Below are 22701 nucleotides of genomic sequence, written 5' to 3' on the forward strand. Positions count from 1 at the left end.
GGCAGGTGGCATCAGCGGGGCTGCAAAGCGGCCCCGGTTTGCCTGGCTGGCACGCAGCAAGGCCTGGAAGCATTTTGCTTTGCAGGTTGAATCCTGTACTTTTCAGGGCATTGTTTTTCCGTCCGAACGTCGCGATTCAACTATGAAAGTGCACGAAGAAATCGAAGGCCTGGCAGTACTGATTCGCGACCTGCGTAAGTTCAAGGGCCTGACCCTTGGCGAGCTGGCCCAGCGTATCGGCCGCTCGGTGGGGTTCCTGTCCCAGGTTGAGCGCGGTGTTTCGCGCCCGACCGTCGCCGACCTGACGGCCATCAGCGAAGAGCTCGGTGTGTCGACTGCCTACTTCTACAAGCTGGCCAAGCCCCGCGAGCTCGGCTGGGTTACCCGCCCGCACGAGCGCCGCACCTTGCACCTGGCCGGTGGCATCACCGACGTGCTGGCATCCCCCAGCATCAGTGGCGCCTTCTCCATGCTCGATAGCCACCTTGAACCTGGGGCGAGCAGTGGCGAGGAGTACCTGGACGACAGTTCAGAGCAGGGGTGTTTCGTGCTCGAAGGCGAATTGACCGTGTGGCTCGACGGCGGTGAGCCCGTTACCCTGCGCGCCAATGACAGTTTCCAACTGCAGCCACATGCCAGCTTTCGTTATGCCAACCTGACCGGCAAACCAACGCGGGTGTTGTGGGTATTCAGCTGATGGAAAGATGACCTGCAAACACTGGGGTGGCTGCATGGGTTATCCTTGCACCCCGCAATCAACCACAAGCAGTGAATTGAACGATGGGTTTTGAACAACTAGCAGAGCTACGCGACCGCCTGCGGGCGGAGAAACAGCAGGTAAAGGCCGAAAGCGCGAAACAGCCAAAGCGCAAGCCGTCCCCGCAGGCGAAGCCGCGCGAACAGGATCCGGCGGTCGCTGCGATCTGGCCTTTGCAGAAGCATTTTCCCCTGGCCTTCCCGGTCAACCCGGCCCCCAAGGTGCCGCTCAAAGAAGGCATCTTCAAGGATGCCGAGCAACACCTGGAGCTGCTCGGGCTTACCCGTGAACAGCTGAAGCTGGGTATTTCCACCTGGTGCCGCGGCGCCCGGTACTGGGCCAGCATGGTGGAAAATGCACCGCGCCTGGACCTCAGTGGCCAAGCAGCGGGTACTGTGACTGCTGCACAGGCACTGCATGCCAAGCAGCAGGCTGCGCGGCACCGCAGCCAGGAACGCCGTAACCGGGCGAAGGCCAAGGCACAAGCTGCCGCCCCTGCCGCCGAGCCTGCTGGCGAGCAGCCTGAGGCCTGACCCAGCCCCTCGCCAACCTGGCGAACCTACTGATCGCCTCCGTGCATCGGTGCCCGGGGCTGCCCTGCTGGCCAGCCCCGGGCACAACGTCAACCGCGACCGTGAGCGTTGATTGACATGGGCCTGCAACTGATTCCTGCCACTACCAGCCACTGCACCTTCGCCCGCGACCTGACTCGCCGCGCCATGCTGCCTTATTACGGCCAATACGGTCTGCTTTGGGTGGAAGACGCCTTCGACCAGGCCTGGGGCTGGCGCGAGCAGTGGCTGGTGGCAGATGGCACCGCGGTGCTGGGTTACTGCAGCCTCAGCCAGGACCGCCAGGCCCTGTTCATCCGCGAGTTGCATTTGCTCCCCGAGCACCGCGGGCGCGGTGTTGGCAGTTGGGTGCTGGAGCAGTTGGCACTGTGGGCCAGGCAGCGGCAGTTGCCGCTGCTCAGGCTGATGGTGTTTCGCAGCAATCCGGCACGCCGCCTTTACCAGCGCCATGGGTTTATCGAGATGGGCGAAGACGATTGCTTCGTGCGTATGCAGCGCGCTATCGAGTGATCGTCAGGCGCTGGCGTGTCCAGCGCGAACGGCGTAGGCATTAAGGATCCATATCGACGATCAGCCGGCGCGTTGCCCACCTGCTCGCGCGCTTGACGGGTCATGTTAAACCCCGGTAAACAGTATGGATTCTCACAGCCGAGCGTGGGACGTTTCTGACGGAAGTAATGCGTTAGGCCCACTGTGAAAAATTTTGTTAAGGTGGCGGGATCCAATCGCCCTGCTGATGAGGTGTGTGCTTGATTAGGGTCTTAGTCGTCGATGATCACGATCTGGTACGAACCGGTATTACGCGCATGTTGGCCGACATTGACGGCCTGCAGGTGGTGGGTGAGGGGGACTCGGGCGAGTCGGCGCTCAAGCTGGCCCGTGAGCTGAAGCCAGACGTGGTGCTGATGGACGTGAAAATGCCCGGCATCGGCGGCCTGGAAGCCACTCGCAAACTGTTGCGCAGCCACCCGGACATCAAAGTGGTTGCAGTCACCGTGTGCGAGGAAGACCCGTTCCCCACGCGCTTGCTGCAGGCCGGCGCTGCCGGTTACCTGACCAAGGGCGCAGGGCTCGATGAAATGGTCCAGGCCATCCGCCTGGCATTTGCCGGCCAGCGCTACATCAGCCCGCAGATCGCCCAGCAGTTGGCGCTCAAGCCGTTCCAGCCACAAGGCTCGCCCTTCGACGCCTTGTCCGAGCGGGAAATCCAGATCGCCCTGATGATCGTCGGTTGCCAGAAAGTGCAGATCATCTCCGACAAGTTGTGCCTCTCGCCCAAGACCGTCAATACTTACCGTTATCGGATCTTTGAAAAACTCTCGGTCACCAGCGACGTCGAATTGACCTTGCTGGCCGTTCGCCACGGTATGGTTGACGCAAGCCTGTAAACCTCATGTCCCAAGTTTTTGATGCCAGCGCATTCCTGGCGACCTGCAGTGGTCGCCCCGGCGTTTATCGGATGTTTGACGTCGACGCCCGCCTGCTGTATGTGGGCAAGGCCAAGAACCTGAAAAAGCGCCTGGCCAGCTATTTCCGCAAGACCGGCCTGGCCCCCAAGACCGCCGCGCTGGTTGCGCGCATCGCCCAGGTCGAGACCACCATCACCGCCAATGAAACTGAGGCGTTGCTGCTGGAGCAGAACCTGATCAAGGAATGGCGGCCGCCTTACAACATCCTGCTGCGCGACGATAAGTCGTACCCCTACGTGTTCTTGTCTGACGGGGAGTTTCCCCGCCTGGGTATTCATCGGGGCGCGAAAAAGGCCAAGGGCCGTTACTTCGGCCCATACCCCAGCGCCGGCGCCATACGTGAAAGCCTCAGCCTGTTGCAGAAGGCCTTTTCCGTGCGCCAGTGCGAAGACAGCTATTACGCCAACCGCACCCGGCCCTGCCTGCAGTACCAGATCAAGCGCTGCAAAGGGCCGTGCACCGACTTGGTAAGCGCCCAGGAATATGCCGAGGACGTGCGCCATTCGGTGATGTTTCTGGAAGGGCGCAGCCAGCAGTTGGGCAATGAATTGAATGCCGAAATGGAGAAAGCCGCCATGGCCCTCGATTTCGAAAAGGCCGCCGAACTGCGCGACCAGATCAGCCTGCTGCGCCGCGTGCAGGACCAGCAGTACATCGAAGGTGGCACAGGTGATGTCGATGTCATCGCTGCCTTCGTCAACCCGGGTGGCGCCTGCGTGCACCTGATCAGCGTGCGCGGTGGGCGGGTACTGGGCAGTAAGAACTTTTTCCCGCAGGTGGGCATCGAGGAAGACCTGGCCGAGGTCATGGCCGCTTTTCTTTCCCAGTACTACCTGGGCAATGCAGAGCGCGAATTGCCAGGCGAGTTGATCGTCAACGTTGTCCACGAAGACTTCGCCGCCATTACCGAGGCCCTGCACACGTTGCGTGGGCGCGAGCTGACCATCAGCCATCGGGTAAGGGGCACCCGTGCCCGCTGGCAGCAACTGGCCGTGACCAACGCCGAGCAGGCGCTCAACGCTCGGCTGGCCAACCGTCAGCACATGGCGGCCCGCTTCGAGGCCCTGGCTGAGGTCCTGGGCCTGGACGAAGTGCCGCAGCGCCTGGAGTGCTACGACATCAGCCACTCCAGTGGCGAAGCCACCGTAGCCAGCTGCGTGGTGTTCGGCCCCGAGGGGCCGATCAAGTCCGACTACCGCCGCTTCAATATCGAAGGCATCACCGCTGGCGACGATTACGCCGCCATGCACCAGGCCCTGACCCGCCGCTATGGGCGTATCAAGGACGGCGAGGGCAAACTGCCCGACGTGCTGCTGGTGGACGGTGGCAAGGGCCAGCTGAACATGGCCCGCGATGTGATGCAGGAGCTGGGTTTCAGCGAACTGACCCTGCTGGGTGTCGCCAAGGGCGTCACGCGCAAGGCCGGTTTCGAAACCCTGTACCTGAACGACGTGCACCACGAATTCACCCTCAAGGGGGATTCTGCGGCCTTGCACCTGATCCAGCAGATCCGTGACGAAGCCCACCGCTTTGCTATCACCGGCCATCGCGCCCGGCGTGGCAAGGCGCGGCGGGTGTCCAGCCTGGAAGATGTTGCCGGGGTAGGGCCAAAGCGCCGCCGCGACCTGCTGAAACATTTCGGCGGCCTGCAGGAGCTCAACCGCGCCAGTATCGATGAAATTGCCAAAGCGCCCGGCATCAGCAAAAAGCTTGCCGAATCAATTTATGCCAGCCTGCATAGCGAGTAGAATGCCGGCTCAACTTGCGGCCAGTCGTACCGATGAATATTCCAAACTTGCTCACCGTTCTACGCGTCCTGCTCATCCCGTGCTTCATTCTACTGTTCTACATGCCGTACCAGTGGAGTTACATGGCCGCCAGCAGCGTGTTCGCGGTTGCCGCTGCCACCGACTGGCTGGACGGCTACCTGGCGCGTCGCCTGCAGCAAAGCACGCCGTTCGGTGCCTTCCTCGACCCGGTGGCCGACAAGCTGATGGTGGCGGTGGCCCTGGTGCTGCTGGTACAGACCCACGCGAATTTCTGGCTCACCCTGCCGGCGGCGGTGATCATCGGCCGTGAAATCGTGGTTTCGGCACTGCGCGAGTGGATGGCTGAGCTGGGCGCGCGGGCGCACGTGGCCGTGTCCAACCTGGGCAAGTGGAAAACCGCAGCGCAGATGCTGGCGCTGGTGATCCTGCTGGGCAACCCGCCAGCGGTGACCTTCTGGGTGATTCTCGGCTATGCATTGCTGTTGGTGGCGGCGGGGCTCACACTGTGGTCGATGGCGCACTATCTGCTGGCGGCCTGGCCGCACCTGCGCGAAGGTTCGGAGCAGAAGTAAAAGTTTTTTTGAATCAAGGGGTTGACGCGGTTTTTGAAATCGCTAGAATGGCACCCATCACGACGCGGGAATAGCTCAGTTGGTAGAGCACGACCTTGCCAAGGTCGGGGTCGCGAGTTCGAGTCTCGTTTCCCGCTCCAAATATGGATTTACAGGTTTGAATTGAGGTCTGTAAATCATCGAAAATAGACGCTTAGGCGTCTTTTTTCGTTTCTGTCAGCCACGAAATTCCAAGTACATTTTCAATTACAGCGATTTCGTTGAGCTGGGTTAAACGCCGGCTCATGTTCGCGTTCAGCCAGTCTTGCCTCCCTGGCGGCTGCCAGATGCAGGCGCTCACCCAGCCACATGACCCACGCGGCTTTTTCGTAATGCTCGGTGATCGACAGCCTGACGTGAGGGCGCAGCAGCGTCAGGCTGCTGTGGCCGCTACCGTCGTGTAGCGGCTGGACCCAGCCGTAACGCAGGCCCAGAGCATAGGCCGTCGCCCATGAGCCGGCGGCAGACTGGAATGCGTTTTCGCTCCACATCACGGGCATGTTCGAGTACTGGCGAGTGTCTGGCCGCAAGTCCAGTGCTGCCTGGACCAATTGCGTGCCCTGTGGCGGAAGGTTGCCTGCGCTGAGCTGATGGTTCTGGCTGCTGTAGGTAAAGCTGTAGAAGGGGAACGCCAGTTCTGCAACGAGGGTAGGCAGCTGCTCGAGCAGCGCTGGCAGGTCTTGCAGGCGCTGCCAGTCCGCCGCTGTTCGGTTAATCATCGCACCTCCGTTCAAGGCAGCCCCGACGTGATCTGGAGGTGTCGTATCCAGGACGAAACTAACCGTAAAACGAGTATGAGCGTTAAATCCTACTCAATTGGTCAACTGTAGCGCCACCGCCGCGATCAAGCAAAGCGCCAGACTGTTGAACAGGGCACATAACGCTGAGATCGCGCAGAGGCGGTTTTTGCCTCGGAGTGTTTTGATCGGTGCCAGCGGCTTCCTCCTGCAAGCGGGTGAACTGGCTGCCTTTGTGGAAGACACGGCTCACGCGCCAATGATTCTGGGCCAATTGAAACGCTGGCTGTACAACGGTGCGGAGCGTGCGATCGAGCCATTTGTCATCGGGCGCAGGGCACGGCTGTTCATCGCTGCGCCCAAGGCCGCCAAGGTCAACGGCCAGGAGCTCTATGCGCCTACACTACGTACCTGAGCGCCTGCCTTATGCGTCGTTGGTCGCTGACTATGCCCTTCTGCCTGGAACTGGATTACGTCCTGGCCGATACCCGGGATGGCCACCGCTCCCCAATTGCCACCGGCCCAACCCTGGGATACCCGCACCCAGCTAGAGCTGAGTTTGTTGTTTGTTGCTTTCCCGGTCCTAGGGGAAGCTGACCATGACCCGGCCCCATTCATCGCAATAGATCTCCTCACCAGGCGGCCCGAGGACGGTCGCCATGTGCGGGCCGTCCACACGGGGCTTTTCGAGCGGATGGGGGGACCACTGGGTTTTGGCGGGAACAAGTTGGGCGGTTTGCTCATAGCGCGTGCCTTAATGGACGCCAGGTTCCTGAGCACTGCAGGGTGCCCCGGCTCAGTCCGCGGGCCGCGAGGATATCCGGCGTGACCGGCGACAGCACCAGGTCGGACGCCAGAATCGCCATCTCCAGCAGTACGTTGCGTGCGCCCTGTGTATCGATAACAACAGGTGGTAGTGTGGCCGGACCAGTGACCGCAGGTTACGCAGCCGCAGGCGGCCATCCGGTGCATGCAAAAGTAGGGTGTTCAACTGGCCTTGCACGTCATTCGACACCACCAGGTCCAGGCCCTCGATGGCGGCGCGGCAGATCAGTTGCGAGCGGCTGGATTCGTTGTAGGCCAGCAGTTCGTAACACCCAGCCGGTGCCCGATGGGGCAAGGTGTAGTAGCTGGACAGGGTAGGCTGCACACTCAAGTCCAACAACAGCACCCGTAACCCGGCGTCGGCGGCCAAGCCGCCCAGGTTGGCAGCGGCGGTCGTCTTACCCACCCCGCCTTGCGTAGTTGTGTGCACGCTTGAAGCCAGCCTTACGCTCCACGTCGGGGCGGCGGAGGATACGGTGTTCGGTGTCGAGCACCTGTGCTTGGATGGGCCGGGTCATCTTTGACTCTCCTGGACGTTCGTTGACGTCGATTGAGGATGTGCCCGCATTCAGCGCCTGCCGCAGCCATCACGCAGCAAAAAATGCGGAACACGCACTCACCGGATAGATGACCGCGCCGCGCTCACAAGACGTTAAGGAGAAATCCCCTACAACTTATCCCGTTGTCATCTGGCATCGATGCGCCGCTATCCAGCAACGAATGCCCTATCCAGCGCCCCCCGGGCAGATCGCGGCAAGAAGAAAGGCGTTTGGCTTTTGTTTGTGGGTATGGGTAACGTTCGCCCGTAGCGAGCAGAGTTAGTCGGATCTACCGCACATTATCTGTTTGGTCAACTTTTTTACCTAATGACAATGTAAGTGCGCGGGGAATATCAACTTGTCGTCATGCAGCGACAAGTTGAATGGGGGATTTCTTTACTCTAGCTTGTTACGCAGGCTAGTGATAATTCGATTCCAGTAGCGCACAGCCTCAAAGTGCTGCTGTCTCGTTAACCAGATTTTGTTTTCAGGGCTTATCGGATCACCACCAATGATAGCGGGTTTAATCTCGAATAGCTCCATGCCTTTAGGCCGTGAGTGCTTATTCTTGTCAATCATTTTAGTCCGCCAATTGAGCAAACAGATCGGGAAGATCACTCGCTACCGAGATGGCATACTGACGATCCATTCCTATAAATGGAATCCGAACTATCGGCAGTGCTGCATTCAATGTGTCAAATCCATATCCTTCGCCTCCGCCGTTAGAGGCGAACAAAAATATGCCTGGTGCATACGTCTCGACCTCATATTCGCGATTGAAGTCGACGACTTCTTCTGCTTTCCAGAAAATTATGTAATTGTCACCAATGAATCCTTCGCCACCATCGTGCTCTTTAAGGAATTCAATATAACTCTCGGGAAGTGTCGCTGCCAAGTTTTTTGATAGATTGTCAATGGTCGACATTTCAGCTGGACCATTGAGTTGTCCCTCTGTTAGGTCGTATTTCATGGTTTGTCTCCTAAGTCTTTCTGCAATTGATTCCACCAAGGAGTTACCTGCTGCCGATGAACATCCCGAGGTAGGATAACTTTATTGGCGGGTTCGGTTGGACTTCCACCAAATTTTACTGGATTTATTTCATGCACGTCCACAGGTTTACCTGCAAGTCCTTGTTCTCGACGGAGAGCTCTATTGGCCTTATTGGCAGCCTCTCTGGCGGAATTGTACTCCGCACCCTCCAGTAATCTGAATGGCCCTTGCGGTACGGGAACGCCCGCTGGATAGCCTGTCCAATCTGAAATTGAAAAACTTCCGTCCGGTGTATCGTTAGAAATACGAGACGTGGCATCTTCAGCAGCACGGGTAGCAGTTGCTTTTGCACCATCCTTGCTATTGGATGCCACGCCTTCTGCGCGTTTTATAGCACGCTCGGAGCCTTCCTTGGCTGTCTTCTCAGCGGCTTCCTTAGCGGCTCGGTTTGCCATCTCATTGGCGGCCTTGGCCGACGCTTCCGCGACCGCTTTCGTGCCATATCGTCCGACTTTACCTGCCGTACCCAGGTAACCCACGAACGGAATAGCTGAAAGCAATGCCAAGGCAGCGCCCGCATAATCACCCCGTGAAAGGCTGATGCCCGCGTTGGCAACATCGGCAAACTCACCTATCACTGGAATTAGGCCAACAATATCCAGCCCCAGCTGAAGGCCGTCCAGCATCTGCTCGCCCGTTATGCCTTCTTCCGGTGTCTCGATCTCCACGTCAGCATTTGAGTCGTCAGCAGCTTTACCCATCGCGGGTGTTTCCCCGTTTACGCGCCCCAGCGTGTTGCCGTTGGGCGACGTGATGGCGCCACCGTTACCTGCGTATGGGTAGAGCTCAGCGTAGGTGGGTATGTCTTGTAGGTCTGCCAGTTCTCTATGAAACGCCTCTTGACGCAACGCTTCGTATTGTTCCTCGTTGAGTTCCAGGGCTTTGCCCCACTCGTTGAGCCCATCGGCAAAGTCCACCAGCACTTTGCCGGCGCCATCAGTCTGCACAAACATCCTGTCTGGGCCGTTTGGCAGCTTACGTTGCGATACTTCCTGTACCTGGACATGCAGCGTGTCCAGTTGAATGGGCTGCTCACTCATGGCATCAACTTCCATTCATCCAGAACAGGTCCCCATGGCGAACCAAGTGACACCCTTCCGCACGCACGGAACTACTGTGCTCCAACGGGTGGCATTTGCCTTCGACGGTACCGCTCTTGACGCCTTTGGCTTGGCCAGCGGCGTCACCGATGGTCTTGGGAGTGAAACTGCGCTTGTAGACAACCACCGGATGGCCATTGGCGCGCACGCTTTTCGCCACACCGGTGCTTGTATTCAGCTCTGCCGTGACCGGATAGGGCACGGGTGGAACGCTGCTGCCCATCGGTGTTTTGCAAACGTCTGGCGCGATGCTGATGACCGTCCATTTAGTCTGCTGACGGGCCATTACGGTATCGGCCATATCAGACGTGCTCCCTGCCGCGGTGTGGGGCGCGCCGAATGATGGGAGCGTCGGGATTGGTTTCGAAACGCGCCTCGAGCACGCGGATATCAAGCGAATTGGAGAGGCTGATGCGGTGCGTCATCGACAGAGTCATGGCATCGGTGTCGATGCGCAATGTGTCGGTGAGCATTGGCAGCGGCAGTATTCCGCCGTTGGTCATGCGCATTAGCACGAAGGGGCGGTGGCCTGGAAGCTGGACTTCACAATGCCCATCCTGGCTCAGGGATGGATTAATCAAGTTGAACAGGGCAACGCGTGCATCTGGTGTAGGAAAAGCAACTTGCTGGTCAACCGGAGCTCCATTCCAGTAGCCGAAATCGAAGTCCTGTGGCAATCCCGGCCAGTGATTGTCTTCCCAACTTTCGTCATAAGTGGCAGCAAGTGCCAAGCGCGGTGCCCACGCGCGACCAACGCTGCCGAAGCCGGCTGGCCTGCAGCCATAGGAGGCAGCTACCTCAGCCATAGCAGCGGCATTCAGCGGGCCAGCTGGATGCCGCGAGCGCAACAGGCGCTCGATGGGGGCGTCCAAATGTTCGATCTGAGGCGCTGGCAGGCTGGCGAGCTTGTCGCCGCTCTGCTCGTAGTGCAGCTTTTCATGGCGATACTCCAGCCAGCCACAGCCCAGCGGATTACTGAAGCACACTTCGTTGAGCAGGAACTCGGGGGCATCGGGGTTATGCCCATATTTGGGATTGGCGAACTGGCTGGCGCCACCAAAAGCATGTTCCCAACGCAGAGGAACGCGTGTGACAGGCTCTGGGTCGGAGAGATGCCAGCCGAAGAAGTTGTGATGAAATTTTCGTGGACCGGTGAAGCGCAGCGTCTTGTCCAGTAACACGATTGGCGTGAGCTGTTCCCTGTTGCGACGCCGAACTTCTAGTACTTCTGCTTGGTGTGCCTGCAGTTCATCGGCGGTCAGATAAACATTCGGTGCGCGCTTCGGGGGTGGTGGATCAGGGATTACTTGCTTGGGACGGGTCGAAGTAACACGGACACTGGCTTCCCACGAAGTTGCAGGTTGTCCTGCCGGCGCGTGCGCATGGCCGACGACGATGACATCGCAGCGTGGCTTGAATGGCGCCAAGTCGCTCTCTTCGACTACGGAACTGCTGCCGATCTCTGCATAATAGATATCGGCCATGCAAAGCTGCACTGGTTCCTCATCAATGACGACGGCTCGGAGTTTGCCAGGACAGCCCTCAAGCGGTTCGAGTCGATAACCGACCTTCATGGCTATGACAGGATGATCCTGACCGTCGAGCGCGAGCGCACTGAAGCACATGACGTCAAACGGCGTCAGGTTGCGAAATTCCATCCTGGGTTACCCCTTCAGTTAAGATCGACATCCTTGCCGTTGATTTGCACAGGCCCTGTGGCACTGAAGTCAAAGTTGCTGCCGTTGATCAGCACGGTTCCGTCGGACTTCATGACCAACGACGCTTTCCCAACCGTGATGCTGAGTTCGTCGCCTGCTGTGATGTTGAAGCGGTTGCCAACGATCACGGACTTGTGAATGCCTACCTGCTCGCTTTGGCTAAGACCAACTGTCGTGTTCATTGCCGCACCGACACTGACCTGGTAGCCCGCGCCAATGGTCAACGCCTTGGCCAATGCGATGGTCTCGGTCTTGTTGGCACCGATGGTCACCCTACGGTTGGCGCCAATGCTGATGGTTTCGTTCTTGCCAACGTCTTCGGTGCGGTGGTCGCCGATGGAGATGGTTTCGTTATGGTCCACCCGCTCGCTGCGGTCATTGCCGACCAAGGTGGTTTCGTTGTGTCTGACGACGTTGTTCTGGTCCTTCTCCGCATGGATAAACACTTCCTGTCGACCCAGCTCGTCCTCGAACCGCAGCTCGTTGAAACCATCACCCTTGTGGGTCTGGCTCTTGATGGTCATGCGGGTTTTGTGGTCGGGCAGGTCGTAGGGCGGCAGCTGGTTACCGCAATAGGTGCGCCCGGTGATCATCGGCTGGTCCGGGTCGCCGTTGACGTACTGGATGACCACGTCCTGCCCGATGCGCGGGATGGCCATCGAGCCCCAACTGCCACCTGCCCACCCTTGGGATACACGCACCCAGCAGGAGCTGAACTCGTCGTTGTTGCTCTCCCGGTCCCAGGGGAAGCTGACCTTGACCCGGCCCCATTCGTCGCAGTAGATCTCCTCGCCCGGAGGGCCGACCACGGTTGCCATGTGCGGGCCATCGACTCGAGGCTTGTCCAGCGGAGGGGGGCGCCACTCGGTTCTGCCGGGTACCAGTTGGGCGGTTTGCTCATAGCGTGTGCTTTGATCGATGCCGGCTGCTTCTTCCTGGAGGCTGGTGAACTGGCTGCCCTTGTGAGCCACGCTGTTCACGCGCCAATGCACATTTAGGTCGTCGCGAGGGTGGCCTGTGAGTGTGAAGCTCAGGCCAGGCTGCAGCCTGACGTCATCCCCCTGCACCTGCGCGATGCGCACATCATGGCGCAGGGCGGTGATCCGGTTTTCGGTGAACGGCTTGCCCACGGCATCGCGCTTGTAGCGGCCGGGGTAGTCGAAGCGCTCGTAGTCGCTGGACTGGTGTTCCAGGAAAGCGCCTGAAGCACGGTGTTCCTGGCGATACGCCGGGTTGGTGAAGGTGTAGTCGCGCTGTACCTGTCGCGAGGTTCTGACGTGCTCGCTGTAGCGCAAGCGCCATAGGCAAGGCCTGGCCTGATCGCCGCCACTGTCGGACTGATACAGCACGGTGTCGGGGTCGATAACGTCTTCGCCGTCGAAGAAGCCTTCGTCACCGTTGTCGGTCTTGAGCGCCCCATGGCTGATCAGCCCGAGGGATAGCAGCTGATCCGTGATGATCAGCTTATGCAGGGTTTCACTGTGCTCGAAGCGATAGACAAAGCCCTCTTCAGCCGCCAGGCGGGCGATGAAGGCAAGGTCAGTCTCGCCCGCTTGCACGCAGAACTCGCGCACGTGGTGATCCCTGTTCGCGCGAAGCTCGTATTGAACGATGCCCTGACGCTCGAGCATCAGCTCAAGAATCTGCGGCACGGTTTTTTGTTGGAAGATGCGCCAGTTCGAACGCAGTCCGGCGCGAGCCAGAACAGGTTCGACTAACGCATGGTAGTAAGTGCGATGGAAGCCACTTTCCCCTTGGCTAAGACTACTGACCAACCCATGTACGTACCGTACGGGTCGTTCACCGTCCCAGATCGTGAAGACAATCGGCTTATCCAGCAACTGGCCGAAATCGATGTCCGGTTCGAAGCTGATCAATTTCAGTTCGAGGGTGAAAGGCGTGCTGATCGCTTCCTTGAGTTCGAACGACACTACTTCAAATTTGGCATTGCCAACCAGTGGCTGAAGGCTGTAACGGAGGTTGGATTGACGAGGCATGGGAAGTCCTGTTTCGCTGACCTGGTCTTTGCAGCCCGGGCAGTATTCCTGCCCGGGCTGGTGTCGTTGAATCAGACAGCCTCTATGGGTCTACGCCAGTCATCGGAACCCGCCGTGCTGGCGGTGATGTGCTCCCACTCAATGCCGCGATAGCTCATCGAAACCTCGACGAACTGAGTGAAATCTTTGTTCTCCTGCTTTTGAACATGGGGCATCTCCAAGTCGATGTCGACGATGACGGCATCGATCAACTTCGTGCTGAAGAAGCATTCTTGCTTGCCCTCAATAGATGTGCGGTACCAGCTGATTTCCACATTAGGTAGCAGCTCTCCACTGGACAGTGCGCTGTACAGAAGGGGCACCGCTTTATTAAGAGAGCACGTGATTATCAGAGGCCCGTGAACACGCTGCCCAGCAGGCTGACCGCTTTGGGGGTCGGTGGGCACGGTTATCTTGTGTTTGAGTGCCTGTACCAGCATTTGATCTTCGTGCCCCTCGACGAAGATGTTGCCAACTGATTCGGCGGTGAAGGCGCCCGCGGTGATGTTGCCCTGGGTCTGGCCTTCGATCTTGATGTAAGCGGGTGTTGGCATGGCAGTTTCTCCTGCGTCCATGTGGAAAAGCACGCGCACAAGCGGCTACGTGGCCATCGGAATCGATGGGCTTGTTCAACGGGGCAAATGCCCCGTCAATTCGTTGAATACGTTCGTGCCGACTGCCGGCGGCTACTGCTGCAAGATGCTGTCGAGTGACTGCAGCACCTCATGGGTGATCAGGTGCAGCCGGTAGCTGTAGATGCCATAGGCCGTGGCCATCGCAAGGGCGGAAAGCACCAGAGGGCTCCACCAAGGCCATTGCCGGTTCATGCGGAAGTTGCGCGGGGCAACGTTGCTGTAAGGGTCGCAGACCGTTGTCGGCGTAGGCCCACGTAGCTCCCGGATGATTGCGTGGAGCTGGTGAATGAGGGTGTTCAGCGTTTCGTCGCCTTTGGGGGCGAGGCCATACTTGCCTTTGAGCCCCAGGCACAGAATGAAGTACATGAACTCCAGCACGTCCTGGTACCGCTGGGGTTCTTGCATCAGGCGCGAGATCACGGTGAAGATCTTTTCGCCGCCAAAGGTTTCGCTGTGGTAGATGCTGAGCAGGGGCTCCTGGCTCCAGAGGCTTGCCTGGCCCCAGGGCCTCTCCATCACGGCTTCATCGATGAACAGGCACAGGCCATAGGAATAGGCCAGAAGTTGCGTGGCCTCGTAGCCATGCTGACGCAGCTCTTGCTGAATATTTTCGATCTGGTTGCGCACCTGCCGGTGCACTTGTTCGAGGTTGGGCAGTGTATCGAGCGTGCGGATGCGCATGACCAAGCCGAGCAAAGGGGCGGCGGCGTCCAGCATCACGTTGCTGTAGCCGCCTCGCAGTTGGAAATCCGGATCGGCTGGGTAGCCTTCACCCGCTGGATCGGGTTCTGGCGTGGGTGTCGAGCATCCTGCCCCCTTTGTGCCTGAAGTGTTTTCAAGCATCCAGCGCAGCTGCTCGACTTTCGCAGGTGCGCTGCCATCGCCCGGGTGGTCGTTCGCGTGCATTTCACTCACTCCTGATTGCCCAGAACTGCAACTCGAGCCCGGGGAATTCCCCGGCGATATGAATCCCGAAACCGTTGGCCGTGTTCATGCAGGCCCAGGCCGGGTCGCGGCGGTCGAGCCCGAAATAGCTGAAGCCCGCATGGAAGGGCAGCTCGCGCGGCGCCACCGGCAGCGGTTGTAGCGCAATACCGGGCAGTTGCTTGTGCACCAGGTCACTCAAGGTTTCCAGGGACGTGACCTTGGCCTTCTGCATGAACAGTTGGCGCAAGGTCGGCGGCGGCATGTCTGCACCCACGGCGAGGATGAAGTCCGCGTTATCGATCAGGCGGCGGTCTTCGAGCGTCGTCGTCATTACCCCGTAATCCAGCGCGTCCAGCGGTAGGGAGACCGCCCGCGGCTGCAGGACCGTACCCAGGGCGCGGCGCAACGTGTCCTGCAGGGGTTTGAATGACGCACGCAATGCGCTGTGCTGGTAGGCGGGGTACTCGGCAGGCAGCCGGCTTTCGTCGGTGAAGGTCACGAACTCGCCGCACGCCTGGCTCATGTGCAGGTACAGCTGCTCAGGGTGTGTCTGCCCCTGCCTGGCCAGGTGCTGGAAGCACGGCCACCAGCGGTTCATGGCTTGCAACAGGTTGAAGTCGCGGATATCGGCGATGCCGGATTGGCCAGCAGCACCGATTCGGCTGGCCAGGTTGCGTGAGCGCTCGCGCAGGGTGTTGGTGATTTCTTCGAGGTAACGCTGCAGTGCGGGCACAGCCCGTACCGAGACGCTGGTCGGGTAGAACCCTTCGTCGAGTTGCAGGCTGCCATCGGGTCGCCGCTCCAGGATACGTGCCAGTGCCAGGCGGGTGTAGGCGCTGCTGTCGTCAGCCTTGCGCTTGAGTTGCAGGTTGGGCACTGCCAGATCGACCTGGGCCAGGTCGCCATCGGCGCTGTGGGTGTCCTTGATTTCCTGGGGCTGAGCGCTGTAGCGGAAATTCGCGGCGTTGTCGGGCCAACTCACCTCTCGACCGCCCTCGGTGCGCAGCGGCAGGCACAGGTAAACCTCGCTGTCCTTTGCGCCGTCGTCGTCGATTTCCAGCGGCGGCGGCGGCGGCAGGTCTGCCGGAATGTCGAACACCGTACCGTCCGGCATGATGCCGCGGGCGCGGGTGATCGCGACCTTGCCCAGGCTCAGGTATTCCTCGTTCAGTTGCAGCTCGCTGAAGCCATAGAAGGCCGCGTTCAGGCTGGCCAGACGTTGGTGCTGGGCTGCTTCAGCGGCGCGGGTAGCCTGCTGGAAATGCTGCGGTTTGACGAACAGGCCTTCAGGCCACAGGACGGGATTACGTGAACTCATGAGCGCTCCGTGTCAGCGTGAGTGAGCGAGAAGGGCAGGGTTGCAGGCGCCATCAGTCTTGCTCCTTGAGCAAAACCTGCGTGTCGTTGAGCAACACCGACAGGATGATCTGGTGGCCCCGCGGTGGAATGCGCAGTACCTGGTTCCAGGTGGCATCGTCCTGGTTGCGGTAATCGGCGATCACGGCAACGAAGCGGGTCTCGGGCTCGATGGCGGTAAAGGGAATGAACTTGAACTGCCCAGGGTGCAGCAGATAATCGTCATCGCGAATATAGGTACTGCGCAGCGCCTTGGCGGGGTCTTTGTCCAGCAGCTCATAAAGGCTGTTGCGCAGCAATGAGTCGTCGCGCAGTTGCAGGATCTTGATAGCCATGGGCGTAGCCACCGCTTCGGTGGCCGGCGTGGTGCTGCGCGGTAAGGTCAGCACCATGTTCGCGTCTTCGTAGCGGCCGGGTGTGCTGTGCTCGAAGGGCGAGCGAAGCGGGAGATCGGCCTCCTCCTCTGGTAACTCGACAGGCGAGGCGGCCGGGTACTGCTCCTGCAGAAACTCGAACAGGGTGCCGACCTTCTCGGCCAGGGCGTAGGGGTCGCCCGCGCTCAAGGTGACTGCGTAGGGGCTGGGGGCCAGGCTGCTTTCTTGCTCGGCCAGCACGTCCACACTGCTGGGGTTGCTGTTGAGTGTCGGGCTGGCGTTGATGCTGAAAGCAATTTCGGTAGGGTGATCCTTGGGCGGCCCGACGGGTATCGAAGGGTTCAGCGCCACTTGGCCCATTTTGCCCAGGGCGGTGCAGCCCGAGAGCCCGATCAGGGTTGCCAGAAGCCCGGCCACCAGTGAATGACGCGTCATGGGTGTTCTCCTGCAACCAGGCGGTCCAGCGGGTCCTGCGCCGTGGCTTGCGTCACCGCGTCCAGTGCTGCCAAGGGATCGTTGCCCATACCTTGGGCGAATACCGAGCAAATCTCGGCGACCGGGGCCGTTGCGGGCTGGGCAGGCCAACGCTCTGCAGGTGCATCCAGGATGAATTGGTCGAGCACCCGTGAGTCGGGGTTGAATAACGCTTCCAGCGAACGGGCATCCGCTGGCGACAGCTGGACCAACAGCCGATAAGCGCCGACCCGAAGCCGGTCGCCCTCAAGCAGCCGTCTGGCTGAGCGCGTGCCCAGGCTGCCCAGGTTGTTGTTCAGGTAGGTGCGCCCGCAGCGGTCGATGACGCAGAAGCTACCTTCCAGCCAGCGGATCTCGCAGTGGATCGGTGCCACGCTCTGTGCACCGTCATTGATCAGCCACGCGGCCCCTACGCTGCCGATGGTGCCGCCTGCGCGATCGAATGTGTGCCGGGCCGTGACGTTGTGCTGCAACTGGTCGAGGTTGGTGATGTTCAAGGTCAATGTGCTCATGAGCGCCCCCGAAAGCGCGCCACGGGGCTGATCTGGCCATGGCGGTCATCGGTGAAGCTGGTCCAGCCCAGGTGGGCGCCCTGGCTCGGGTGCAGGCAGAAGGGCGACAGCGCGTTCTGCTGCAGCCGCAATTCCAGGTCGTAGGCCAACCCATCGCGCAGCAGGAAGTCGATCAAGGCGCGCAAGCGATTGAAGTTGATGCCGCTGGGCAGCAAGCCGCGCAGTTGGGTTTGGTCCAGCTCGCTGATCACGATGGTGAACTTGCTGCTGCGCGTTCGCGTGCGGCTGCCGACCAGGAACGAAGTGCCCAGCTCGCCGTTGCTGCAGCCAAGGCTTACCAGTTGCCGGGTTGTCGTAGGCACCGAGCGGGTCTCGAACTCCCTGATGTGCACCTGTTTCAGGTCGAAGCAGTGGGCGATGATGCCCGCGACGGTGCCCGGTGCGCGGCTGCGGCTGGCGATGACACCGGCGAAGCTGAGCAGTCGGCTCCAGGGCAACGGCGTGTCGCCGCGCAGTTGTTTGTCATTCAACCCCAGCAGGGCAAAGATGTACTGGGAGAAGCCATCGCTGGCACCTGGCTGGAAGCGAATGTAGTAGCGGTACTTGCGCCACACGCGGTGCAGCAGGCTGAGCAGGTAGTGGTTGAAGAAGTCGAAAAAGGCCGGCCGCACACCGATACCCTGCGCATGCTCGTAGGCCACCTGCTCCAGGTAGTAGGCAGGCAAGGGTGAGTCAGTGCCATGCAGGCCCATGAAGGTGGCGCACACGCGGTAGCGGTCTTCTGCCCCGGGCATGCGTTCGGCTTTGTACACGTCGGAAACCGGAAACGTCAGCCGTGGGTCACAGGCCAGCCGCACGCGCAGCCGGGTGGCCTGGTCCGGCCAGCGCGGTTCCAGGTCATCCCCATGCAAGCCGTGCAGGCGCTCCAGCAACTGGTAGAAGTTGTACTGGTGTGCCTCGGCGAGCAGCCTGTCGGCTAGATCAGCGGTTGTTTGCCGGTCTGGATGGGCCATGTGTAGTGCTCGTTGTTGGTGATGTTGATCACTTCCAGTTGATGGAAGGAATTGATGCTGGCGTACAGGGCGAAGAAGTGCGCCAGCACGCAGCCGAACAGGTACAGGTCGCCTTCGCACAGGAAGGCGGCCTGGTCCAGCTTCAGCCGTGTGCGTAGCCCGCGAATGGGCTGGCCCTTGATCAGCCAATCCAGAGGCTCGGTCTGAACATCGCGAATGCCTTCCAGGCGCTTATGGGTCGTGCGTGTCTGCTGCAGGTCGTGCAAGGCCACGAAGTCATAGGCACGAATCACCGCCTTCAGCGGCTCGGCAGACAGCAGCGACAGGTAGTTGAGCGACATGTTGGAAACCAGCGCCCACTGCAACTGGCCATCCAGCACTGGTCGGTAGGGGCGGGTGGGTTTGCAGATGTTGGTGTAGGTGGTCAGCGCCGGCGTGGCTTCGGAAATCACATCGATGTCGTCAACGCCCAGCGCCAGGGGCAGATCGCGGTTGGTGCAGGTCAGGTCGATGGACGCCGTTTCCAGCTCACCGGTGTAAGCGTTGGCATCGGCACGCACGAAGGCGATGCGATGTGTGACGCCCTCGCCGCGCAACGACTCCTCGAGGGTGTAGCGGTAGTACAACGCCGTGCGCCCTTGAGCATGCTCGATCTCATGGGCGAACGATTCGAACGGGCGAAACGTGCGTAGGTGTTCGCCGGTGCTGCCGTCTGTTGTGGTGCGGGTGCTGACCACCTTGTCGACACTGAAAATCTCATACGCATGCCGTTCTTTCCCTCTGGGGGTCAGCTCGGCAGGGGCCTGCCGATTGGAGAGGTCGATAGGTTCGGCGCTGTAGCTGAACAGGTTGACCGCCGGCGTGCAGAACAGGCGCAAATCCGCCATGCCGATACGCAACGAGGCAGGGAGCTGGCGGGTGAAGTGAAGTTCGATGCCCACCTGCCGAGTCGCTTGATCGGGCCAGACTTTCTGCAGTGCGCTAACGCTGAAGAAGTGGAAGCGCTTCGCGAAAACGAAGTATTCCTGCAGGATCCGATAGCCATCGAAGACGTTCTGCGGATACGGCAGCAGCCCCTCGTTCGCGCTGAAGCCCGGAAAGATGATGCTGCTGGCCGGCAACCGGTGCACTTGGCCATCGATCGTTACCGCGACATGCTTGAGGTATTGAGCAAGCCACAGGTAGAGCGTGCGGGCTGTCTTGTCATCACCGCTCAAGTGGAAATCCAGGCTGTCGCAGCCGAGGGTGTTCAAGGGGCGCTCGACCAGGGTGCGCAGTTCGATGCGTGCTACCGAACTGTCGAGCGTCTGGGTAGCGCTGACCGATTGGATCTCGAACGGGTGGATGTCCACGGCCGTGCACGTACGAAATTCACAAGGCACGCCATCCACGGGCCTGGAGAACAACGGTGAGCCCTTGGGAATGCAGTGTGATTGGCTGAGCGCTTGCTTGAGTGGCGTGAACTGGATGATCGTGGCGCTCGGCAGGGGCCGCAGGTAATTGGGCCACAGCAACTGCAGCATGGGGTGCGTCAGCTCTGGCAGGTCATCCTCCAGCTTGAGGCGCAACTTGGCGGTGAGGAAGGCAAAAGCCTCCATCAGCCGTTCGACGTCCGGGTCGCTGCCACCTTTGCCCAGCAGCCGGGCAAGTTGTGGGTTGTCGGTAGCGAAGTCGTTGCCCAGTTCATGCAGGTAACGCAACTCTTCGCTGAATCGATCCTTGAGTGACATCGGTCACCTCACTCGGGTATGGCGGCTATGGCCGTTGACCAGCAGCTCCAGTTGCAGCTGCTCGTGGTGGTTGTTGACCTGCACCTGGCAGTCCAGCCTGAAATGCAGCTCCAGCGGGGCGTGACACGCGGGCATGGCCTTGAGCGCGCGCACGTGCACGCGCGGCTCGAAGCGCTGAATGGTGCGGCGTATGTCGGCACTCACTTGCTTCAACAGGTCGCCACTGCTTGTGGCATGCCCGTTGAAGTCATGCAGGCCCAGTTCAGGGCTGCTTTGTGAGCAGCCCTGACGTGCATTGAGTAGCGTTTCCAGGTGGCGCTTGATGGCGGCAATCTTTTCGGCAGCGTTTTCTTGCCGGGAAGGCGTGCGGGTAACAGACGGGTCCGTCACCAAGCGATTGAAAAAACCACTCATTCGGTATCAAGCCGGCCAACCAGCGAGATCTCGAAATTTGCGCCCATGTATTTGAAGTGCGGTCGCACGGCGAGCGAGACCTGGTACCAGCCCGGATCCCCGGCAACGTCCGAAACCACGACCTTCGCGGCCCGCAATGGGCGACGGCTGCGCACATCGGCCGAAGGGTTTTCCTGGTCGGCGACGTACTGCCTGATCCATTTGTTCAGCTCGGACTCAAGATCGCGGCGTTCCTTCCAGCTGCCGATCTGCTCGCGTTGCAGCACCTTGATGTAATGGGCCAGGCGATTGACGATGAACAAATAGGGCAGTTGCGTGCCCAGCTTGTAGTTGGTTTGGGCCTGCAGGCCTTCCGGCGTCTTGGGGAACTGCTTCGGTTTCTGGACCGAATTGGCCGAGAAGAACGCGGCGTTGTCGCTGTCCTTGCGCATGGTCAAGGCGATGAAGCCTTCTTCGGCCAGCTCGAATTCCTTGCGGTCGGATATCAGCACCTCGGTTGGAATTTTCGCTTGCAGTTGCCCCAGCGCCTCATACAGATGCACGGGCAGGTCCTCGACGGCGCCACCGGACTGCGGGCCAATGATGTTCGGGCACCACCGGTAGCGGGCAAAGCTGTCGTTGATGCAGCTGGCCAGCAGGAAAGCGGAGTTGCCCCACAGGTAGTTGTCGTGTCTCCCGTCGATGTTTTCTTCGTAGTTGAAGGTTTTGATCGGCTGTTCCTGAGGGTGGTAGGCCGAGCGGAGCATGAAACGTGGCCCGGTCAGCGCAACGTGCCGAGCGTCTTCGCTTTCGCGGAAGGCGCGCCACTTGGCATGCCGTGGCCCTGCGAAGATGTCTTTGATCTCCTTCAGGTTGGGCAGCTCTTCAAAGCTGCTCAAATTGAAGAAATCGGGTGCGGGGGCGGCAAGGAAGGGGGCGTGCGCCATGGCACCGACAGACGCCATGTAACTCAACAGTTTGATGTCTGTGGCAGCGGGGCCGAAGTGGTAGTTGCCCAACATGGCCGCCACCGGCTCACCACCGAATTGCCCATAACCTGCGGTGTAAACGTGTTTGTACATACCGCTGCAGGTAATATCGGCCGCATTCTCAAAGTCATCGAGCAGGTCTTCTTTGCTGACATGCAATACTTCAAGCTTGATGTTCTCGCGGAAGTCCGTGCGGTCGACAAGAAGTTTGAGGCTGCGCCATGAAGACTCAAGTTCCTGGAATACCGGCTGATGGAGGATGGCATCCATCTGCCGGCTGAGCACCCGGTCCAGTTCTGCAATCATCTGGTCGACGCGGTGTTTGTTGATGAGTTGATCTGGATCATTGCTTTTGAGTATTTCGGCAATAAAGGCCGATACACCTTGGCGAGCGACTTGATAGCCCTCTTGTGCGGGCACCAGTTTGGTTTCGGCCATGATCTGGTCGAGCAACGTGGCGTTGCTCAATGTTTCGCCCGACCGTTCAGCGGCGAGGGGAGTGCTGGTTGATTTTGCCATGGGACGCTCCGTTGTCTCAGTCTTCTTTTGGCGCCTCAAGCACCAGGTTCAACTCTTCGGCGAGTTGCTTGCGGGCCTGCTCGTTGCTCAGCAGGTGCTGCAGTTGCTTGCGGAACGCGGGCACGTTGCCCAGTGGGCCTTTCAGCGCCACCAGCGCTTCGCGAAGCTCCAGCAGCTTGCTCAGCTCCGGTACCTGGCGGGCGATACCGTCTGGTGCGAAGTCATTGAGCGACCTGAACTGCAGATGAACCGCCAGCTCCGCGTCGGCAGCCGTGGTGAGCATGGAGGGCACCGACATGGCCAGACGGACGTCGGCGTCATTCAACACATTGTTGAAGGTGTGTTTATCGATGCGCATGACCGTTCGGTCTTCCAGCGCGCGGGCGTCATCCAGGCCGAAATCGCCCATCACCAGCATCTTGTGCGGCAGCTCTACTTCGGCCTGTTCATCACCTGTGGCGGGCACGTATCGGATGTTGATTCGTTCTTTGGGTGCAACCGATCCTGTGGGCTTTGCCATCGCAGAATCTCTCCTTGGTTTGTGTGGGAAGTCCCTGATAGTTGTTCGTGAGTTCTGATTTAGTTTGTAGGAAAT

At 59.9% G+C, this 22701-nt stretch carries 22 protein-coding genes, 1 tRNA gene and 3 pseudogenes; 8 read left to right on the top strand and 18 right to left on the bottom strand.

Annotated features, from left to right (window positions below; genetic code table 11):
* The first annotated feature begins 142 nt into the window (after nt 1-142).
* The 7 genes from G1E_RS11020 (at nt 143) to G1E_RS11050 (ending at nt 5279) form a co-directional block, all read left to right on the top strand.
* Nucleotides 143-697 (top strand): helix-turn-helix domain-containing protein, encoded by a 555-nt coding sequence (locus G1E_RS11020; protein WP_009686321.1) that lies wholly within the window; start codon nt 143-145, stop codon nt 695-697.
* 83 nt (nt 698-780) lie between these two features.
* Nucleotides 781-1290 (top strand): ProQ/FinO family protein, encoded by a 510-nt coding sequence (locus G1E_RS11025; protein ID WP_009686322.1) that lies wholly within the window; start codon nt 781-783, stop codon nt 1288-1290.
* 117 nt (nt 1291-1407) lie between these two features.
* Nucleotides 1408-1839 carry a GNAT family N-acetyltransferase gene (locus tag G1E_RS11030; protein ID WP_009686323.1) on the top strand — a complete coding sequence of 144 codons (432 nt, stop codon included), beginning with the start codon at nt 1408-1410 and terminating at the stop codon, nt 1837-1839.
* A 239-nt stretch (nt 1840-2078) separates the two neighbouring features.
* The gene (gene uvrY / locus G1E_RS11035) at nt 2079-2717 is read left to right on the top strand and encodes a UvrY/SirA/GacA family response regulator transcription factor (protein ID WP_003251380.1); all 639 of its coding nucleotides are present in this window, start codon (nt 2079-2081) and stop codon (nt 2715-2717) included.
* A gap of 5 nt (nt 2718-2722) precedes the next feature.
* Nucleotides 2723-4546, top strand: coding sequence for an excinuclease ABC subunit UvrC (gene uvrC / locus G1E_RS11040; protein WP_009686324.1), 1824 nt, complete (start codon nt 2723-2725; stop codon nt 4544-4546).
* Nucleotides 4547-4578: 32 nt separating this feature from the next.
* On the top strand, nt 4579-5139 hold the full coding sequence (gene pgsA / locus G1E_RS11045; protein ID WP_029885978.1) for a CDP-diacylglycerol--glycerol-3-phosphate 3-phosphatidyltransferase: 561 nt from the start codon (nt 4579-4581) through the stop codon (nt 5137-5139).
* A 64-nt stretch (nt 5140-5203) separates the two neighbouring features.
* Nucleotides 5204-5279, top strand: a tRNA-Gly gene (locus G1E_RS11050).
* 102 nt (nt 5280-5381) lie between these two features.
* Here G1E_RS11050 and G1E_RS11055 read toward each other — a convergent pair.
* Nucleotides 5382-5897: an autoinducer binding domain-containing protein gene (locus G1E_RS11055; protein ID WP_047149821.1), complete on the bottom strand. Its 516-nt coding sequence runs from the start codon at nt 5895-5897 to the stop codon at nt 5382-5384.
* A gap of 310 nt (nt 5898-6207) precedes the next feature.
* On the opposite strand from G1E_RS11055, the pseudogene G1E_RS28300 reads away from it, so the two are divergent.
* Nucleotides 6208-6376: pseudogene (locus tag G1E_RS28300) on the top strand (IS66 family transposase); the annotation flags it as partial.
* On the opposite strand, the pseudogene G1E_RS29415 reads toward G1E_RS28300, so the two are convergent.
* The 17 genes and pseudogenes from G1E_RS29415 to tssB form a co-directional block, all read right to left on the bottom strand.
* Nucleotides 6351-6669, bottom strand: a pseudogene (locus tag G1E_RS29415) (type VI secretion system tip protein VgrG); the annotation flags it as partial. The pseudogenes G1E_RS28300 and G1E_RS29415 overlap by 26 nt on opposite strands.
* Nucleotides 6665-7182 (bottom strand): annotated as a pseudogene (locus tag G1E_RS27505) (ParA family protein); the annotation flags it as partial. The pseudogenes G1E_RS27505 and G1E_RS29415, both read right to left, overlap by 5 nt.
* A 677-nt stretch (nt 7183-7859) precedes the next feature.
* The gene (locus G1E_RS11075) at nt 7860-8249 is read right to left on the bottom strand and encodes an SMI1/KNR4 family protein (protein WP_009686332.1); all 390 of its coding nucleotides are present in this window, start codon (nt 8247-8249) and stop codon (nt 7860-7862) included.
* Entirely contained in the window at nt 8246-9370 is a 1125-nt protein-coding gene (locus G1E_RS11080; protein WP_009686333.1) for a hypothetical protein, read from the bottom strand. Before G1E_RS11080 ends, G1E_RS11075 begins: the two co-directional genes overlap by 4 nt.
* A gap of 4 nt (nt 9371-9374) precedes the next feature.
* On the bottom strand, nt 9375-9731 hold the full coding sequence (locus G1E_RS11085; RefSeq protein ID WP_009686334.1) for a DUF4150 domain-containing protein: 357 nt from the start codon (nt 9729-9731) through the stop codon (nt 9375-9377).
* Nucleotide 9732: 1 nt separating this feature from the next.
* Nucleotides 9733-11088 (bottom strand): DUF2169 domain-containing protein, encoded by a 1356-nt coding sequence (locus G1E_RS11090; protein WP_033691084.1) that lies wholly within the window; start codon nt 11086-11088, stop codon nt 9733-9735.
* Between the two features lie 14 nt (nt 11089-11102).
* Nucleotides 11103-13145: a type VI secretion system Vgr family protein gene (locus G1E_RS11095; RefSeq protein ID WP_009686337.1), complete on the bottom strand. Its 2043-nt coding sequence runs from the start codon at nt 13143-13145 to the stop codon at nt 11103-11105.
* 71 nt (nt 13146-13216) lie between these two features.
* Entirely contained in the window at nt 13217-13738 is a 522-nt protein-coding gene (locus G1E_RS11100; protein WP_009686338.1) for an Hcp family type VI secretion system effector, read from the bottom strand.
* Nucleotides 13739-13870: 132 nt separating this feature from the next.
* The gene (icmH, locus tag G1E_RS11105) at nt 13871-14662 is read right to left on the bottom strand and encodes a type IVB secretion system protein IcmH/DotU (protein ID WP_232961630.1); all 792 of its coding nucleotides are present in this window, start codon (nt 14660-14662) and stop codon (nt 13871-13873) included.
* Nucleotides 14663-14726: 64 nt separating this feature from the next.
* Nucleotides 14727-16064 (bottom strand): type VI secretion system baseplate subunit TssK, encoded by a 1338-nt coding sequence (gene tssK, locus G1E_RS11110; RefSeq protein WP_009686340.1) that lies wholly within the window; start codon nt 16062-16064, stop codon nt 14727-14729.
* 52 nt (nt 16065-16116) lie between these two features.
* Complete coding sequence (gene tssJ / locus G1E_RS11115) at nt 16117-16911, bottom strand: type VI secretion system lipoprotein TssJ (RefSeq protein ID WP_009686341.1); 795 nt, start codon at nt 16909-16911, stop codon at nt 16117-16119.
* Nucleotides 16908-17462: an FHA domain-containing protein gene (locus G1E_RS11120; protein WP_009686342.1), complete on the bottom strand. Its 555-nt coding sequence runs from the start codon at nt 17460-17462 to the stop codon at nt 16908-16910. The genes tssJ and G1E_RS11120 overlap by 4 nt, the downstream gene beginning before the upstream one ends.
* On the bottom strand, nt 17459-18475 hold the full coding sequence (gene tssG, locus G1E_RS11125; RefSeq protein ID WP_009686343.1) for a type VI secretion system baseplate subunit TssG: 1017 nt from the start codon (nt 18473-18475) through the stop codon (nt 17459-17461). The genes G1E_RS11120 and tssG overlap by 4 nt, the downstream gene beginning before the upstream one ends.
* A complete protein-coding gene (gene tssF / locus G1E_RS11130; protein WP_009686344.1) occupies nt 18439-20205 on the bottom strand; it encodes a type VI secretion system baseplate subunit TssF in 1767 nt (588 codons plus the stop codon). Before tssF ends, tssG begins: the two co-directional genes overlap by 37 nt.
* 3 nt (nt 20206-20208) lie before the next feature.
* A complete protein-coding gene (tssE, locus tag G1E_RS11135) occupies nt 20209-20619 on the bottom strand; it encodes a type VI secretion system baseplate subunit TssE (RefSeq protein ID WP_009686345.1) in 411 nt (136 codons plus the stop codon).
* On the bottom strand, nt 20616-22106 hold the full coding sequence (gene tssC / locus G1E_RS11140) for a type VI secretion system contractile sheath large subunit (protein WP_033691085.1): 1491 nt from the start codon (nt 22104-22106) through the stop codon (nt 20616-20618). The genes tssE and tssC overlap by 4 nt, the downstream gene beginning before the upstream one ends.
* Before the next feature lie 16 nt (nt 22107-22122).
* A complete protein-coding gene (gene tssB / locus G1E_RS11145; protein ID WP_009686347.1) occupies nt 22123-22626 on the bottom strand; it encodes a type VI secretion system contractile sheath small subunit in 504 nt (167 codons plus the stop codon).
* Nucleotides 22627-22701 lie beyond the last annotated feature (75 nt).

Source organism: Pseudomonas sp. TJI-51, assembly GCF_000190455.2.
Classification (GTDB): Bacteria; Pseudomonadota; Gammaproteobacteria; order Pseudomonadales; family Pseudomonadaceae; genus Aquipseudomonas; species Aquipseudomonas juntendi.